Here is a 16,500-nt window from a genome sequence, read left to right as displayed (position 1 = left end):
GAGAGTGAACTTATGAGCTTGAATCCTAGAGACGTCGTGATTGTCGACTTCGGTCGTACTCCGATGGGCCGCTCCAAGGGCGGCATGCACCGCAACACCCGCGCCGAAGACATGTCGGCGCACCTGATCAGCAAACTGCTGGAACGCAACGCCAAGGTCGATCCTGCTGAAGTCGAGGACGTGATCTGGGGCTGTGTGAACCAGACTCTGGAGCAGGGCTGGAACATCGCGCGCATGGCGTCGCTGATGACCCAGATCCCGCACACCTCGGCCGGCCAGACCGTCAGCCGTCTGTGCGGCTCGTCGATGAGTGCCCTGCACACCGCTGCGCAAGCGATCATGACCGGTAACGGTGACGTGTTCGTGGTTGGGGGCGTCGAGCATATGGGTCACGTGAGCATGATGCACGGTGTCGATCCGAACCCGCACATGTCGCTGTACGCGGCGAAAGCCTCGGGCATGATGGGTCTGACCGCAGAAATGCTCGGCAAGATGCACGGCATCACTCGCGAACAGCAGGATGCCTTTGGCGTGCGCTCCCACCAGCTCGCCCATAAAGCGACGGTGGAAGGCAAGTTCAAAGACGAAATCATCCCGATGCAGGGCTACGACGAAAACGGCTTCCTGAAGCTGTTCGACTACGACGAAACCATTCGTCCGGAAACCACCCTGGAAAGTCTGGCGGCCCTCAAGCCTGCCTTCAATCCAAAGGGCGGTACCGTGACTGCCGGTACTTCGTCGCAGATCACCGATGGTGCTTCGTGCATGATCGTGATGTCGGCGCAGCGTGCACAGGATCTGGGGATCCAGCCGATGGCCGTGATCCGCTCGATGGCAGTGGCGGGTGTGGATCCGGCGATCATGGGCTATGGTCCAGTGCCGGCGACACAAAAAGCCCTGAAGCGTGCGGGCCTTGGCATCAACGATATCGACTTCTTCGAGCTCAACGAAGCTTTCGCTGCACAGGCCCTGCCAGTGCTGAAAGATCTGAAAGTGCTCGACAAGATGAACGAGAAGGTTAACCTGCACGGCGGCGCGATCGCCCTGGGTCACCCGTTCGGTTGCTCCGGTGCGCGTATTTCCGGCACCTTGCTGAACGTGATGAAGCAGAATGGCGGCACCTTCGGGGTGGCCACCATGTGCATTGGTCTCGGCCAAGGCATCTCCACCGTCTTCGAACGCGTTTAAGCGTCTCGTCGATGGAAGCCGGGGCCAAGTGCCCCGGTTTTTGTTTTTGCGGATTTATTTTTGTATTTATTTTGAAAAAATTTGAGTGAGGCCCGAAGCATGCCGATACAACCTGGGCTCTACCAACATTACAAAGGTCCGCAGTACCGCGTATTCAGTGTTGCGCGGCACTCCGAGACCGAAGAAGAAGTGGTCTTTTACCAAGCCCTGTATGGCGATTACGGCTTTTGGGTACGCCCATTGAGCATGTTCGTCGAGTCGGTCGAGGTTGACGGCGAGCAGGTGCCACGCTTTGCTTTGGTGCAAGCCGAACCGAGCCTTTTTTCCAAGGCATAAGGCGAGTGCGCACGGAACCCTGTGCTTGACCTCACCTTGTAGCCACTATATATAGCGGTGCCGCGTCAGGCGCCAACCGCCTTTCACTTCTAGAATTCAGGAATTTTCTGATCCATGGGCAAATCGCTGGTCATTGTGGAATCCCCGGCTAAGGCCAAGACCATCAACAAGTATCTGGGCAACCAATACGTGGTGAAGTCGAGTATCGGCCATATCCGAGACCTGCCCACCAGCGGTTCGGCTAGCGCCAGCAAAGAGCCAGCCGCCAAACGCGGCAAGGCTGCCGCGGGCGAAGGGCCGGTGCTCACACCGAAAGAGAAAGCGCGCAAGCAACTGGTCTCGCGCATGGGTGTCGATCCCGATCATGGCTGGAAAGCCCAGTACGAGATCCTCCCGGGTAAAGAGAAGGTCATCGAAGAGCTGCGCCGGCTCGCCAAGGATGCTGACACCATCTATCTCGCAACCGACTTGGATCGCGAGGGGGAAGCCATTGCCTGGCACCTGCGCGAAGCCATCGGTGGTGATGACAGCCGCTACAAGCGTGTGGTGTTCAACGAAATCACCAAGAAGGCGATTCAGGAAGCCTTCTCCGAGCCGGGCGAGCTGGACATCGATCGTGTGAACGCCCAGCAGGCGCGTCGTTTCCTCGACCGCGTCGTGGGTTACATGGTCTCGCCGCTGCTGTGGGCCAAGATCGCCCGTGGCCTGTCGGCCGGTCGCGTGCAATCGGTTGCCGTGAAGCTGGTGGTGGAGCGTGAGCGCGAGATTCGTGCATTCAACCCGGAAGAGTACTGGGAAGTGCATGCCGACCTCGGCACCGCCAAGGGTTCGACCGTACGTTTCGAAGTGGCGCGCGAGAAGGGTGAAGCCTTCAAACCGCTGAACGAAGCTCAGGCCACAGCCGCACTGGAGAAGCTCAAGTCCTCCAGCTACAGCATCGTCAAGCGCGAAGACAAGCCGACCAGCAGCAAGCCGTCGGCGCCGTTCATCACGTCCACTCTGCAGCAGGCCGCGAGCAACCGCCTGGGCTTCGGCGTGAAGAAAACCATGATGATGGCCCAGCGTCTGTACGAAGCCGGCTACATCACTTATATGCGTACCGACTCGACCAACCTCTCGGCTGATGCCGTGGCGATGGCGCGCACTTACATCGAGGACGAGTTCGGCAAGAAGTACCTGCCGGAAACGCCAAACGTCTACAGCAGCAAGGAAGGCGCACAAGAGGCTCACGAAGCGATTCGTCCTTCGGATGCCAACACCACGCCAAGCAAGCTTGCAGGCATGGAGCGTGATGCTGAGCGCCTCTACGAGTTGATCTGGCGCCAGTTCCTCGCTTGCCAGATGCTCCCGGCACAATACCTGTCGACCACCGTCAGCGTAGGTGCTGGCGATTTCGAGCTGCGCGCCAAGGGCCGTATCCTCAAGTTCGACGGTTATACCCGCGTCATGCCGCAGATCGCCAAGCCTGGTGATGACGATGTTCTGCCGGACATGGCACAGGGCGACGCGATGAAGCTGATCAAGCTCGATCCGTCGCAGCACTTCACCAAGCCGCCGGCCCGTTACTCGGAGGCCAGTCTGGTGAAAGAAATGGAAAAACGCGGCATCGGTCGTCCTTCGACCTATGCGGCGATCATTTCGACCATTCAGGATCGCGGTTATGTGACGCTGCACAACCGTCGTTTCTATTCGGAAAAGATGGGCGATATCGTCACCGAGCGTCTGTCGGAGAGCTTCTCGAACCTCATGGACTACGGCTTCACCGCCGGCATGGAAGAGAACCTCGATGATGTGGCTCAGGGCGAACGCGACTGGAAAAACGTGCTGGACGAGTTCTACGGTGACTTCAAGAAGAAGCTCGAAGTGGCCGAGAACCCGGAAAGCGGCATGCGTGCCAACCAGCCGGTCATGACTGATATTCCGTGCACCACGTGCGGTCGTCCGATGCAGATTCGTACGGCATCGACCGGCGTGTTCCTCGGTTGCTCGGGCTACAGCCTGCCACCGAAAGAGCGCTGCAAGGCCACTGTAAACCTGGTGCCGGGCGACGAGATTGCCGCGGATGACGAGGGCGAGTCGGAATCGCTGGTACTGCGCGGCAAGCATCGCTGCCCGATCTGCAGCACGGCGATGGACGCTTACCTGCTCGATGAGAAACGCAAGCTGCACATCTGCGGTAACAACCCGGATTGCGCCGGCTACGAAATCGAAGAGGGTAACTACCGCATCAAGGGCTACGAAGGTCCGAGCCTGGAATGCGACAAGTGTGGCAGTGAGATGCAGCTCAAGACCGGCCGTTTCGGCAAGTTCTTCGGGTGCACCAATCCGACCTGCAAGAACACCCGCAAACTGCTGAAGAGCGGTGATGCGGCGCCGCCGAAGATGGACCCGGTGAAGATGCCTGAGCTGAAGTGCGAAAAGGTCAACGACACCTACATCCTGCGTGACGGTGCTTCCGGTCTGTTCCTGGCGGCCAGCCAGTTCCCGAAAAACCGCGAGACCCGTGCTCCGCTGGTGATCGAGATTCTGCCGCACAAAGACGAGATCGATCCGAAGTACCACTTCCTCTGCGAAGCACCGCAGAAGGATCCTGATGGTCTGCCAGCGGTCATCCGCTACAGCCGCAAGACCAAGGAGCAATATGTGCAGACCGAGGTCGACGGCAAGCCTACTGGCTGGAAGGCTTACTACGACGGTGGCAAGTGGACTGTTGAAGACAAGCGCACGAAAGCCAAGGCTGAGTAAGCGTTAGCCTGATCCACAAAAGGCCGCATGATGACCCTCGGGATTTCATGCGGCCTTTTTGTTTTGTGCTTGCGGTCGGATCCGCTGATCCACGACACTGTCGGGTCTGTGTGACGCAATTATTTCGCTGTGGAGACTGCCGGCATGGCGCACGAACTCTATACCCGCACCAATCAGAAGATCTATTTCGCCGGCCTGTCGCTGGAGGCTCTGGCTCGCGCCGAAGAGGGGCGGGCGATGAATTCGTTGGCGCTGATTCAGGCTGGCCGCGAATCAGCATTGTTTCACCTCTATGGTGCGCTTCTGGGGCTGTGTCACGAGATCGCCGGTTTCTATCGTCTGCCTCAGGCCAGTGCATCGCGAGCTGAAGCGTTGCTGTCTCGCGAAGTCCTGGAATCGATTGCGATCCCTGAGCTGGCCGAGATGGTTGAGCTGGCTGGTAACCCTGAAACCTGGCTGGCGAAACTGCTGACGGCGCACTCGGCGTTGTTTCAGCCGCCACGGGTGCCACACAAGCCGAAGGGTGATGTGACGCAGCCATTGATTCAGGCTGTTAATCTGGATGAAGAAGAGGAGCCACAGGAATTGAGTCGGGAAGAGCTGGAGAGCTGGCGGCAGCATCTCAAAGGTCTGGCCATCCGCTTTCGCGAAGGCTTGAACGAATGCTGACGGCAATTGACACGGTGGCAATCTGAAACATGCTGCCGGTCAAGATCCCGAGCGAAGCCTGAATGATGTCTATATAATCCCTGCCTTTCGTGGAGAACAGACCTATATGCCAACGTCCTTTCTAGAAATTGTCGAGTTACCAGACGGCCGAATCGAACTGCGCAGGGCTGAGGACGAGGGTTCTCTGGTGACGCTGGATTTCTCCGAGGATGCCAAGGCGTTCCTGCAAGGCCAGCACGTGGAAATCGCCAAGGCGATGTTGAGCGTCGGCGTACAGATGGCCGGCCGTATGGTCGAAGGCGAATTTGATAAGGAAGAAGGGCCGCGGGTTCTTCACTGACCCCGCCTGTCGGCGCTTGCCGCTACCGCATAAGTCGGCTTCTCTGTCCCTGGAGAAGCCCTGCGCTTCACACAGCGCGCGTTACAAGTGAATCAGCCCAATCGAATGTTCAGGCTCTGAGCGTCGCCCGTGCGGGCTGCGCTGATCAGTTGTTGCCGTGAGCTTGTGTTCAACGGGTTGAGCCAGGTTACCACCGTATGGCTACGACCCAGGCGAAGTGCTTCGCAGGCGAGTTGCTGAGCGCTTTGCGCACCACGAGGTTGCAGCAGCAGAATGCGCTCACGATTCAGGCCGGCCTCGCGCAGCCAGATCTGGGTCAGACTGGCAGGAGGGGCGATCAGCGTCAGCCAGCGTGCATCCTGATCCTCGCTCAGTTCGCGAAGGATCGGGGCGAGCAGGTTCAGGCAGTTCCCGGCCGCACCGCGCAGTGACAGCTCACTGAATACTTCCGGTTCGGCAATCCATGGGCGTTCGACCACATCTTTCAGGATCGGCGTCATTGGTTGTGCCAGAAACGCTTCGAATAAAGGCAGTTGTGTTTGCTGAGGTGTGTGTGGGAACTGCATAAAGCCTCCTTTAGCGGCGGATTACGCCGACACTCAAGCCTTCGATCACCAGTTCCTGATCTTTCAGGTCGACTTCGATAGGGGTGAACTCAGGGTTTTCGGCAATCAGCCAGACTTTGCTGCCTTCACGCTTGAAGCGCTTTACCGTCACTTCATCGCCGATCCGTGCCACGACAACCTGGCCATTGCGTGCTTCGCGGGTGGTGTGAACCGCCAGCAGATCACCGTCGAAAATGCCGATGTCCTTCATGCTCATGCCGTGCACGCGTAGCAGGTAATCAGCACGCGGGTGAAAGAAAGCAGGGTTGATGTTGCAGGACTCTTCGATATGTTGCTGGGCGAGGATCGGTGCGCCGGCAGCGACCCGACCAATGATCGGCAGGGTAGAGTCGTCAGCCTTGGCTTCGAAGCCGGGGATGCGAATGCCGCGGGAGGCGCCCGGGGTCATCTCGATTGCGCCTTTGCGGGCCAGGGCCTTGAGGTGTTCTTCCGCCGCATTGGGCGACTTGAAACCCAGTTCCTGAGCGATTTCCGCGCGGGTGGGCGGGTAGCCGTTGTCTTCGAGGCAGCGTTTGATAAAGGCCAGAATCTCGGCTTGGCGTGGCGTCAGCTTTAGCATATTGATCGCTCTGTCTTTTTATACAGTGACTGGGATTATATACAGTGAAGCGGTCTTGGCAATGCCCGTTTTTTTGCAGGCCGCCGGACGGTCGGTTGCCGTGCTTATTAATGCGCCGGGCGAGTGTGGTTAAATAGCTGACCGACCATTCCCAAAACGAACTGGCAGGCTTGACAAGGCTGGGGCTGAAACGTATGTTTCAAACAAGTGTTTGTCAGGCGGAGTAGCCATGGCCCAGTCGGAAACCGTTGAACGCATTCTTGATGCTGCCGAGCAGTTGTTCGCGGAGAAAGGTTTCGCCGAAACCTCATTGCGTTTGATCACCAGCAAGGCCGGGGTAAACCTGGCGGCGGTGAACTATCATTTCGGCTCCAAGAAAGCGCTGATCCAGGCGGTTTTCTCGCGCTTCCTCGGGCCGTTTTGCATCAGCCTCGACAAGGAGCTGGAGCGGCGTCAGGCCAAGCCTGAGAACAAGCCGACTCTTGAAGAGCTGCTGGAGATTCTCGTCGAGCAGGCGCTGGTGGTACAGCCACGCAGCGGTAACGACCTGTCGATCTTCATGCGCCTGCTCGGCCTCGCGTTCAGCCAGAGCCAGGGTCACCTGCGTCGTTATCTGGAAGACATGTACGGCAAGGTGTTCCGCCGCTACATGCTGTTGGTCAACGAAGCGGCTCCGCGCATTCCGCCAATCGAGCTGTTCTGGCGCGTACACTTCATGCTCGGCGCTGCGGCCTTTAGCATGTCCGGAATCAAGGCCTTGCGCGCAATTGCCGAGACCGATTTCGGCGTCAACACCTCAATCGAACAGGTGATGCGTCTGATGGTGCCGTTCCTCGCCGCCGGCATGCGTGCCGAAACCGGTGTCACCGACCCGGCGATGGCGACTGCGCAGCTGCGCCCGCGCAGCAAGTCGACTCCGGTGGCCGCCAAGGTTTAACCGCACACGGGTGGGCGCGGCAGTTTACATCCGCTAAGCTAGCCGCCCATGCCGACTCTCGTTCTGAACCCGTTCCCGATCAACATCGCCAGCCTGCCGGGCATTGCCCCCGGTGGCGATGTTGTGCGGATCGGGTTTTTCGTTTTCAAGGAATCTCTATGACTGCTGGCCTGCAAGGCTCGTTGATGGTGGACGTCGCCGGTACCTGGCTGACGGCCGAAGATCGCCAATTGTTGCGTCAGCCCGAAGTGGGCGGCCTGATCATTTTTGCCCGCAACATCGAGCATCCGCGCCAGGTGCGCGAGCTGAGCGCCGCGATCCGCGCCGTTCGCCCGGATCTGCTGCTGGCGGTCGATCAGGAGGGCGGCCGCGTGCAGCGTCTGCGTCAGGGCTTCGTGCGCCTGCCAGCGATGCGTGCCATCGCCGACAACCCGAACGCCGAATACCTCGCCGAACAATGCGGCTGGATCATGGCCACCGAAGTGCTGGCGGTCGGCCTCGACCTGAGTTTCGCCCCGGTGCTGGATCTGGATTACCAGCGCAGCGCCGTGGTCGGCACCCGTTCGTTCGAGAGTGATCCCGAGCGCGCCGCATTACTCGCGGGTGCCTTCATTCGTGGCATGAACAGCGCGGGCATGGCCGCCACCGGCAAGCATTTCCCCGGTCACGGTTGGGCCGAAGCCGATTCCCACGTCGCGATCCCGAATGACGAGCGTAGCCTCGACGAGATCCGCGCCAACGACCTCGTGCCGTTCGCCAGACTCAGCAAACAGCTGGCCGCAGTGATGCCCGCCCACGTCATCTACCCGCAAGTCGATTCGCAGCCGGCCGGGTTCTCACGCCGCTGGTTGCAGGATATTTTGCGTGGCGAGTTGCAGTTCGACGGCGTGATCTTCAGCGACGACCTGTCGATGGCCGGCGCCCACGTGGTTGGCGACGCCGCCAGCCGGATCGAAGCCGCGTTGACTGCCGGCTGCGACATGGGCCTGGTGTGCAACGATCGCGCTGCGGCCGAACTGGCTCTGAGTGCTGCGCAACGGATGAAGGTCACGCCGTCCGCGCGCATTGCGCGGATGCGCGGGCAGGCGTTCGCCAGCACCGATTACCGCCAGGATCCGCGCTGGCTCACCGCCATCGGCGCGCTCAAAGACGCTCAACTGATCGATTAAGGATTTTGCTATGACGGTTTACGCAATCATCGGTGGCACCGGTCTGACCCAGCTCGAAGGGTTGACCATTCGCCAGTCGCTGGCGGTGGACACGCCCTACGGTGCGCCATCGGCCGACGTGCAGATCGGCGAATACGCCGGCAAGGAAGTGCTGTTCCTCGCCCGTCATGGCCATCCGCACCGTTTCCCGCCGCACAAGGTCAACTACCGCGCCAACCTGTGGGCGCTGAAGCAGGCCGGCGCCGAGGCGATCATTGCGGTCAACGCGGTGGGCGGGATCCATCCGGCCATGGGCACCGGGCATTTCTGCGTGCCACACCAGATCGTCGATTACACCAGCGGTCGCGAGCACACGTTTTTCGCCGATGATCTGGAGCACGTCACCCACATCGATTTCAGCTTCCCCTACAGCGAGCCACTGCGTCAGCAACTGATCGCCGCGCTGGCTGCCGAAGGGTGCGAATACAGCGATCAGGGCGTGTATGCCTGTACCCAGGGCCCGCGTCTGGAAACCGTGGCCGAGATCGTGCGTCTGGAGCGCGATGGCTGCGACATCGTCGGCATGACCGGCATGCCGGAAGCGGCACTGGCCCGTGAGCTGGATCTGGATTACGCCTGCCTGTCGCTGGTGGTGAACCCGGCGGCGGGCAAGACCACCGCAGTGATCACCATGGCCGAAATCGAGCAGGCGCTGCATGACGGGATGGGCAAGGTGAAATCGACGCTGGCGCGAGTGCTCAAGGGCTGAGTCTGCCGAGACCGATTTGGCCCCATCGCTGGCAAGCCAGCTCCCACAGGTATCGAGTTGAATCACAGTTTTGTGTTCGACTCATAACCTTGTGGGAGTGGGCTTGCCAGCGATAGCCTCTAACTGGCAAGGAGGGTCTCAGCGCTTGTCGAGCTTATCCGGCAACGGCGCAAACAGCGCTTCAATATCATCGCTCTGCAACTTCCAGTCCCCGGCCTTGCGCCCATCCAGCACGCCCGCTGCCAGGTCAGACTTTTCCTTCTGCAGGTGCTGAATCTTTTCTTCCACCGTGCCCCGGGCAATCATCTTGTAGACGAACACCGGTTTCTCCTGGCCGATTCGATAGGCGCGGTCGGTCGCCTGGTTCTCGGTGGCCGGGTTCCACCATGGATCGTAATGGATCACCGTGTCCGCTTCGGTCAGGTTCAGGCCGACGCCGCCGGCCTTCAGGCTGATCAGAAAGATCTGACGCTTGCCGCTCTGGAATTCCTTCACCGGCGTGCGCCGATCGCGGGTCTGGCCAGTCAACAAGGCGTAGGCCACGTTGCGTTTCTTCAGTTCGTCTTCGATCAGTGACAGCATTGAGGTGAACTGCGAGAACAGCAGAATTCGCCGGCCTTCCTCGAATAGCTCTTCGAGCATTTCCATCAGGCTGTCGAGTTTGCCCGAGCTGCTGCCGCGGGCGGGCAGGGTGGCGTCGTTGACCAGGCGCAGATCACAGCAGACCTGACGCAGCTTGAGCAAGGCTTCAAGAATGATGATCTGGCTGCGCGCCACGCCCTTGCGAGTGATCTCGTCGCGGACTTTCTTGTCCATCGCCAAACGCATGGTCTCGTACACGTCGCGCTGGGCTTCGTTGAGATCGACCCAGTGGATGATTTCGGTCTTCGGCGGCAGTTCGGTGGCCACCTGTTCCTTGGTGCGGCGCAGCAGAAACGGCTTTATCCGTCCATTGAGGTGCTGCAGCCTGACTTCGCTGGCGCGTTTTTCGATCGGTACGCGGTAGTCGGCATTGAAGCTTTTGATATCGCCGAGCCAACCCGGTAGCAGAAAGTGGAACAGCGACCACAACTCGCCAAGGTGGTTTTCCAATGGTGTGCCACTCAGGCACAGCCGTTGCCGCGCATTGAGTTCACGAGCGGCCTGCGCGGCCTTGCTGTTGGGATTCTTGATGTATTGGGCTTCGTCGAGCACCAGCACGTGCAAGGGCTGTTGCGCCAGGCGCTCGACGTCCTTGGGCAGCAGCGCGTAGGTGGTCAGGATCAGGTCGAAGTCGGCCAGATGCTCGAAATGCTTTTTACGGCCGGCACCGTACAGCGCGACCACTTTCAGTTGCGGCGTGAAGTGCGCAGCCTCATCGAGCCAGTTCGGGATCAGGCTGGTGGGCATCACCACCATGCAGGGTCGATCCAGGCGCCCGGCGTTTTTCTCACTGAGAATATGCGCCAGGGTCTGTAGGGTTTTACCCAGACCCATGTCGTCCGCCAGAATCCCGCCGACCTCAAGCTGACGCAGGGACTGCATCCAGCTCAAGCCTTCGAGCTGATAAGGCCGCAACGTCGCGTTCAAGCCCTTCGGCGCTTTGGCGCTGAAGTCGCGAATGTCGCGCAGGCGTTGGGCGAAACTTCGAATCTGCTCGCCGCCCTCCCACAGCAGGGGAATGCCTTCCAGCGAGTTCAGGCGCGTGGCGTCGGCCTTGCTCAAGCGCAGGGTGGTTTCGCCCGGCTCCTGCAAATAGAACTCGCCCAGCGTCGCCAATACCGGTTTCAGTCGGCCAAGGGGCAGGGCGACCTGCAGCGGCCCGTGTTCGCTGTTGCGTTGCGGAATATTGACCAGAATCAGCTCGTCATCGCGGCGCCGCGCCAGGCGTTCCGGGTTGAGGATTTCCGTGTGCGAGCGCATCAGATTGAGCAGGATCGGCAGCAGGCTCAGGCGTTCACCATTGACGATGATCCCCAGTTCCAGATCGAACCAGTCGCGCTCCGGCGCCTGTTCGACGGTGGCATACCAGTCGTCGACGGCGGTCAGGTCGAAACCGAACTCCTCGTCGATCTGCAATTCCCAGCCTTGGGTGCGCAGCTTCGGCAGTTCGTTGAGGGTGAACGTCAGCCAGGCGCTGTCGTTGACCATCTCGTACAGCTCACCGGCGCTTTCCGGCAGGGCCTTGCTCTGACGTGTGGCAATGCGAAAGCCGAGGATGCGTAACTGTTCGCGGTAGGACTGTTCGACTTCAGGGTGGCGTTTTATCCGCAGCGTCTGGGTTTCCTGGCGGATCAGGATGTCGCTGTTTTTCTGCCCGCTGACGTATTCATCCAGATAGCTGAACGACAGCGCCGCGCGATGCTGGATGTAGCGCTGCATCTTGCCGTTGCGTGGCTCAAACGCGCTGAACTCGACGCTGGCCAGCCACAGGCACGGCAGCGGTTGCACGTTGTCCACCAGCACTTGCGGCGGCGCCTTGGGGCTGCGGTTCTCCAGCACGGCCTGAAGTTTTTCCAGCAGTTCGGCGTCTTTCGCGGCGGCCGGGTATTCGAGGGTTTCCTGCACTTGCAGGAGTACCGCGGCGCAGTGTTTGCAGTTGTTGCGCACCGGGCAGGTGCAAGTGGCGTCAACCAGCAACAGGGTGTCTTTGGCTGACTCGCGCAGGTGAATGGTCTGACGGTAGACGTTACCGCCAGAGCCTTCGCAACTGGCGGTAATGGTCGCATCGCCCACCTGCGCGATGCGTACACGGTTCTCCAGGGCATAGCGGCGGCCACGCTCCAGGCTCTGTTCCTTGAATCGGCTGACCCAGGAGGGTGCCAACGGTTTACTCAGGGGCGGGGACATAAGGACTTCGATCAGTCCGGAATCGCTTCAGGGGCTTGCCGTGGGGCGGGCGCCGTCAGGGACGTGATCTTGATCAGCAGCGCCAGGTGGCCGTTGTCGAGATAGTTGAGCTGGCCGTTTTTGGTGTGGCTGTCCTGTTTCAGGCGTTCGCTGGCAGTGACCATGCCGTTGGCGTCGATCTGGTTGACCCAGAAGTCGGCGTTCACGTCGGTAAAGCGCCCGAGTTTCATTTCCAGGGTGCCCTCGATCGGGAACTGGCCGAACTGTTCCTTGCCGTCGCTGACGGCCACTTTGGTCGGCGCCTCGCCGAGGGTCTGCTGCCAGGCCTTGTGCATCAGCACGCTGTAATCACCGCTGGCGCTGAGTTTGCTGGCAACGTCGCCGAGCGCAGGCGTGCGCAGGCTGTCATCGCCCAGGCGTTGAGCGCCGGCGGCCCAGTCTTCCGGCGCGGCACGGCTGACGATAGCCGGCACAGCGTTCTGCCGGACCAGAATCATTTCGACCAGATACAGGTCATCGGCGAAAACCGAAGGGGCTACCAAGGCAAGTAGCAAAGTCAGTGAGCGAAACAGGCGCATGCGGCGTCCTTCAAACAGTTTTCGGGAGGAGGCGCTCGAACAGCGCCTCTACAGTATTAAAGCGCTCTTCCGGGCGTTCCATCGGCACCTGGAACTTGAACATCGTGGCGCCTTCGAATTTGTAGCGTTTTGGCTGAGTCTGGATCAGTTTGATCAAGGTCATCGGATCGACTGGCGTCTGCGCGGCGAACTCGATGCGCCCACCCTGCGGGCCACCATCGACCTTCTTGATGCCCAACTGCTCGGCCTGCAACTTCAGCGCAGTGATGCGCACCAGATTCTTGGTCGGCTCCGGCAGCAGACCGAAACGATCGATCATCTCCACTTGCAAATCCTTCAGGCCTTCCTCGTCGGTGGCCGACGCGATGCGCTTGTACAGAATCAGGCGGGCGTGAACGTCCGGCAGATAGTCTTCCGGAATCAGCGCCGGCACCCGCAGGTTGACCTCCGGGCCACCGCCGAGTGGTTGATCGAGGTTTGGCTGCTCGCCCTTGCGGATCGACTTCACCGCGCGTTCGAGCATCTCCATGTACAGCGTGAAGCCCACGGCCTGAATCTGCCCGCTCTGGCCATCGCCGAGCAGTTCGCCGGCGCCACGGATTTCCAGGTCGTTGGTCGCCAGGACGAAACCGGCGCCGAGATCCTGAGTGTTGGCAATCGCTTCCAGACGCTTTTCTGCATCGGAAGTGATTTGCTGGCGCGGCGGCGTCAGCAGGTACGCGTAAGCCTGGTGGTGGCTGCGACCGACACGTCCGCGCAACTGGTGCAATTGCGCCAGGCCGAACTTGTCGGCGCGCTCGATGATGATGGTGTTCGCGCTCGGCACGTCGATGCCGGTTTCGATGATGGTCGAGGCGATCAGCACGTTGAAGCGCTTGTGATAGAAGTCGCTCATCACCTGTTCGAGTTCGCGTTCGCGCATCTGCCCGTGACCGATGCCGATCCGTGCTTCCGGCACCAGTTCGGCGAGATCCGCCGCGCATTTCTCGATGGTCTTCACGTCGTTGTGCAGGTAGTAAACCTGACCACCGCGCAGCAGCTCACGCAGCAAGGCCTCTTTGACCGTGCTCTTGTTCTGCTCCATGACGAAGGTGCGTACCGACAGACGTCGCGCCGGCGGCGTGGCGATGATCGACAGATCGCGCATGCCCGACACTGCCATGTTCAGCGTGCGCGGAATCGGCGTGGCGGTCAGCGTCAGAATGTCGACTTCGCTGCGCAGGGCCTTGAGCTGTTCTTTCTGGCGGACACCGAAACGGTGTTCTTCGTCGATGATCACCAGTCCGAGGTTTTTGATCTTCACATCGTCGGACAGCAGCTTGTGCGTGCCGATGACGATGTCGATCTTGCCTTCCGCCAGATCGGCAATCGCCGCATTCACTTCCTTGGCCGATTTGAAGCGGCTCATCACTTCCACGGTCACCGGCCAGTCGGCAAAGCGGTCGCGGAAGCTGTTGTAATGTTGCTGGGCGAGCAGGGTGGTCGGCACCAGAATCGCTACCTGACGCCCGCCGTGCACGGCGATGAACGCGGCGCGCATCGCCACTTCGGTCTTGCCGAAACCGACGTCGCCGCAGACCAGACGATCCATCGGCTTCGGCGCAAGCATGTCTTCGCGCACGGCTTCGATGGTCGCTTGCTGATCGGGGGTTTCTTCGAACGGGAAACCGGCGCTGAAGGTTGCGTAATCGGCTTTCGGGTCGGCAAATGCATAGCCTTCGCGCGCGGCGCGACGGGCATAGATGTCGAGCAATTCAGCAGCGACATCGCGCACCTGTTCGGCAGCCTTGCGCTTGGCTTTCTGCCAGGTCTCGGAGCCGAGGCGGTGCAGCGGCGCCAGTGAATCATCGCTGCCGGTGTAACGGGCGATCAGGTGCAGGTTGGCCACCGGCACGTAGAGCTTGGCGTTTTCCGCGTATTCGAGGGTGAGGAATTCTGCAGCCTGGTTGTCGATCTCCAGAATCGTCAGGCCCAGATAACGCCCGACACCGTGATCGATGTGCACCACCGGCGCGCCTTCGCGCAGTTCGGTGAGGTTTTTGATCACCGCATCGTTGTTGGCGTCGGCGCGTTTTTCCCGGCGACGACGCTGCATGACGCGCTGACCGAACAGCGGACTCTCTGCCACCAGCGCTAGCGCCGGGTCATCGAGCATCAAGCCTTCGTCGAGCGGGGCAATGGTGATCGCCAGACGATCCTTGCTCGAAACAAAGTCCGGCCAGCTGTCGACGGTTTTCGGCCGCAGCTTCAGCCGTTCCAGCAGCTCCAGCAGGACTTCACGCCGGCCCGCGGATTCGGCGGTGAACAGTACGCGTCCGGGGAATTCGTCGAGAAATGCCGAAAGCGCTGCCAACGGTTGTGTGGCCTTGGCTTCGATCGCCAGGTTCGGCAGCGCTTGCGCCGGGAAGCGCTCGCGGCCGGCCCCGGATTCGACGTCCTGCTGGCTGGCGACTACGCGTGGCCAGCTCTTGAGGCGGGCGAAGCAGTCTTCCACCGGCAGGAACAATTCTGCGGGCGGCAATAAAGGACGTGAAGGATCGACACGGCGCTCTTCGTAGCGATTGCGCACGTCGTTCCAGAAGTTTTCTGCCGCTTGTTCAATGCCCGGCAGCGAGAACACCTGGGTGTCCTGCGGCAGGTAATCGAACAGCGTCGAAGTTTCATCGAAGAACAGCGGCAGGTAGTACTCGATACCGGCCGGGGTGATGCCGCTGCTCAAGTCCTGGAAGATCGGGCAGCGCCGGAAGTCGACGTCGAAACGCTCGCGAAAGCGTGCCTTGAAGCGGGTGACCGCATCTTTCTGCAGCGGAAACTCTCGCGCCGGCAGCAGCTTGACCGATTCGACCTTGTCGATGGAGCGCTGGTTTTCCGGGTCGAAGGTGCGCAGGGTTTCGATTTCGTCGTCGAACAGGTCGATGCGATACGGCAGTTTGCTGCCCATCGGGAACAGGTCGATCAGCGCACCACGTACGGTGAACTCGCCGTGCTCGTAAACCGTATCGACGTAGCGATAGCCGCTGGCTTCGAGCCGCGCGCGCATCTGTTCGACATCGAGCTTCTGCCCGACATCCAGCACCAGACTGCTGCCAAGCAGGAACTTGGTCGGCGCCAGGCGATGCAGGGCGGTGGTGATCGGCACCACCAGCACGCCATGCGCCAGCTCCGGCAGTCTATAAAGGCTGGCGATACGCTGGGAAATGATGTCCTGGTGCGGCGAGAACAGATCGTACGGCAGGGTTTCCCAGTCGGGGAAATGCAGCACGGGCAAATCCGGGGCGAAGAAACTCAGCTCCTGTTCCAGCCGTTCGGCACTCTGGCTGTCGGCGGTCAGTAGCAGGGTGAAGCGCTTGGCAGCGCTGGCAGCCTCGGCAATCGCGAGGCTGAGGGCAGCACCGGGCAGGTTGCCCCAATGCTGTTTACCTGCCGCGGCAGGGAGTAGCGGTAGACGCAGAACGGGCACGGAAGGTTGAGCTCCAGGCTTTGCGACAAAGTCGGTAATTGTAGCGGCGTCCGGTGCCGGCTGTCAGTTGCAGACTGCGTCTATCTTCGCGCTTTGCGCAAAATGTAGTGGTAACCATAAAAACGAGCACTTTTTTAGTGGTTATGTAGTGCCGAAATCGACTGGTGTTACGGAGGGTTACAGACATCGTCTAACAGTCGTCGAAAAATTGACTGCTCTGGAAGCCCCGGTTTTACTGGGCTGGCGCGGGGCGTAATTTTTTTGAACGGAATTTTGTTACCGATTGCGCGACAAGCGCGCATTGCTACAAGAGGTT

13 protein-coding genes are annotated in these 16,500 nt (G+C 60.3%); 8 read left to right on the top strand and 5 right to left on the bottom strand.

The window, feature by feature from the left end; translation table 11 throughout:
* Positions 1-12 precede the first annotated feature (12 nt).
* The 5 genes from fadA (at position 13) to LOY52_RS17930 (ending at position 5,278) form a co-directional block, all read left to right on the top strand.
* Positions 13-1,188, top strand: coding sequence for an acetyl-CoA C-acyltransferase FadA (gene fadA, locus LOY52_RS17950; protein ID WP_047600135.1), 1,176 nt, complete (start codon positions 13-15; stop codon positions 1,186-1,188).
* 99 nt (positions 1,189-1,287) lie between these two features.
* Positions 1,288-1,524, top strand: a complete 237-nt coding sequence (locus LOY52_RS17945; protein ID WP_007961814.1) for a DUF1653 domain-containing protein — start codon at positions 1,288-1,290, stop codon at positions 1,522-1,524.
* A gap of 114 nt (positions 1,525-1,638) precedes the next feature.
* Positions 1,639-4,269 (top strand): type I DNA topoisomerase, encoded by a 2,631-nt coding sequence (topA, locus tag LOY52_RS17940; RefSeq protein ID WP_258675435.1) that lies wholly within the window; start codon positions 1,639-1,641, stop codon positions 4,267-4,269.
* 144 nt (positions 4,270-4,413) lie between these two features.
* On the top strand, positions 4,414-4,938 hold the full coding sequence (locus LOY52_RS17935) for a DUF6586 family protein (RefSeq protein ID WP_258675433.1): 525 nt from the start codon (positions 4,414-4,416) through the stop codon (positions 4,936-4,938).
* A 106-nt stretch (positions 4,939-5,044) separates the two neighbouring features.
* Positions 5,045-5,278 (top strand): hypothetical protein, encoded by a 234-nt coding sequence (locus LOY52_RS17930; protein WP_003226592.1) that lies wholly within the window; start codon positions 5,045-5,047, stop codon positions 5,276-5,278.
* A gap of 92 nt (positions 5,279-5,370) precedes the next feature.
* Here LOY52_RS17930 and sulA read toward each other — a convergent pair whose 3' ends face one another.
* Entirely contained in the window at positions 5,371-5,844 is a 474-nt protein-coding gene (gene sulA / locus LOY52_RS17925) for an SOS-induced cell division inhibitor SulA (protein ID WP_258675431.1), read from the bottom strand.
* Positions 5,845-5,854: 10 nt separating this feature from the next.
* On the bottom strand, positions 5,855-6,463 hold the full coding sequence (lexA, locus tag LOY52_RS17920) for a transcriptional repressor LexA (RefSeq protein WP_258675427.1): 609 nt from the start codon (positions 6,461-6,463) through the stop codon (positions 5,855-5,857).
* Between the two features lie 229 nt (positions 6,464-6,692).
* Here lexA and LOY52_RS17915 point away from each other — a divergent pair, with 229 nt between their 5' ends.
* From LOY52_RS17915 to LOY52_RS17905, 3 genes are all read left to right on the top strand, one after another.
* Positions 6,693-7,400, top strand: a complete 708-nt coding sequence (locus LOY52_RS17915) for a TetR/AcrR family transcriptional regulator (protein WP_007961819.1) — start codon at positions 6,693-6,695, stop codon at positions 7,398-7,400.
* Between the two features lie 158 nt (positions 7,401-7,558).
* Positions 7,559-8,569, top strand: a complete 1,011-nt coding sequence (gene nagZ, locus LOY52_RS17910) for a beta-N-acetylhexosaminidase (protein ID WP_258675425.1) — start codon at positions 7,559-7,561, stop codon at positions 8,567-8,569.
* A gap of 10 nt (positions 8,570-8,579) precedes the next feature.
* The gene (locus LOY52_RS17905; protein ID WP_202370466.1) at positions 8,580-9,317 is read left to right on the top strand and encodes an S-methyl-5'-thioinosine phosphorylase; all 738 of its coding nucleotides are present in this window, start codon (positions 8,580-8,582) and stop codon (positions 9,315-9,317) included.
* A 138-nt stretch (positions 9,318-9,455) separates the two neighbouring features.
* Here LOY52_RS17905 and LOY52_RS17900 read toward each other — a convergent pair whose 3' ends face one another.
* The 3 genes from LOY52_RS17900 to mfd are packed head-to-tail and all read right to left on the bottom strand — an operon-like array spanning position 9,456 to position 16,184.
* On the bottom strand, positions 9,456-12,146 hold the full coding sequence (locus LOY52_RS17900; protein ID WP_258675424.1) for a DEAD/DEAH box helicase: 2,691 nt from the start codon (positions 12,144-12,146) through the stop codon (positions 9,456-9,458).
* Between the two features lie 11 nt (positions 12,147-12,157).
* Positions 12,158-12,724 carry a peptidoglycan binding protein CsiV gene (locus tag LOY52_RS17895; RefSeq protein ID WP_258675422.1) on the bottom strand — a complete coding sequence of 189 codons (567 nt, stop codon included), beginning with the start codon at positions 12,722-12,724 and terminating at the stop codon, positions 12,158-12,160.
* A 10-nt stretch (positions 12,725-12,734) separates the two neighbouring features.
* Complete coding sequence (gene mfd / locus LOY52_RS17890; protein WP_258675421.1) at positions 12,735-16,184, bottom strand: transcription-repair coupling factor; 3,450 nt, start codon at positions 16,182-16,184, stop codon at positions 12,735-12,737.
* Positions 16,185-16,500 lie beyond the last annotated feature (316 nt).

Source organism: Pseudomonas sp. B21-051, from assembly GCF_024748795.1.
GTDB lineage: Bacteria > Pseudomonadota > Gammaproteobacteria > Pseudomonadales > Pseudomonadaceae > Aquipseudomonas > Aquipseudomonas putida_A.
Note: the sequence above shows the minus strand (reverse complement) of the source record. Positions and strands in the feature narration are given on the sequence as shown.

Bases quoted from the DNA above. Each gene is read 5' to 3' on its own strand.
- lexA (WP_258675427.1), bottom strand. From the start codon at position 6,463: ATGCTAAAGCTGACGCCACGCCAAGCCGAGATTCTGGCCTTTATCAAA.
- LOY52_RS17900 (WP_258675424.1), bottom strand. From the start codon at position 12,146: ATGTCCCCGCCCCTGAGTAAACCGTTGGCACCCTCCTGGGTCAGCCGA.
- LOY52_RS17930 (WP_003226592.1), top strand. From the start codon at position 5,045: ATGCCAACGTCCTTTCTAGAAATTGTCGAGTTACCAGACGGCCGAATC.
- LOY52_RS17935 (WP_258675433.1), top strand. From the start codon at position 4,414: ATGGCGCACGAACTCTATACCCGCACCAATCAGAAGATCTATTTCGCC.
- sulA (WP_258675431.1), bottom strand. From the start codon at position 5,844: ATGCAGTTCCCACACACACCTCAGCAAACACAACTGCCTTTATTCGAA.
- LOY52_RS17895 (WP_258675422.1), bottom strand. From the start codon at position 12,724: ATGCGCCTGTTTCGCTCACTGACTTTGCTACTTGCCTTGGTAGCCCCT.
- topA (WP_258675435.1), top strand. From the start codon at position 1,639: ATGGGCAAATCGCTGGTCATTGTGGAATCCCCGGCTAAGGCCAAGACC.
- LOY52_RS17945 (WP_007961814.1), top strand. From the start codon at position 1,288: ATGCCGATACAACCTGGGCTCTACCAACATTACAAAGGTCCGCAGTAC.
- fadA (WP_047600135.1), top strand. From the start codon at position 13: ATGAGCTTGAATCCTAGAGACGTCGTGATTGTCGACTTCGGTCGTACT.
- LOY52_RS17905 (WP_202370466.1), top strand. From the start codon at position 8,580: ATGACGGTTTACGCAATCATCGGTGGCACCGGTCTGACCCAGCTCGAA.
- LOY52_RS17915 (WP_007961819.1), top strand. From the start codon at position 6,693: ATGGCCCAGTCGGAAACCGTTGAACGCATTCTTGATGCTGCCGAGCAG.
- nagZ (WP_258675425.1), top strand. From the start codon at position 7,559: ATGACTGCTGGCCTGCAAGGCTCGTTGATGGTGGACGTCGCCGGTACC.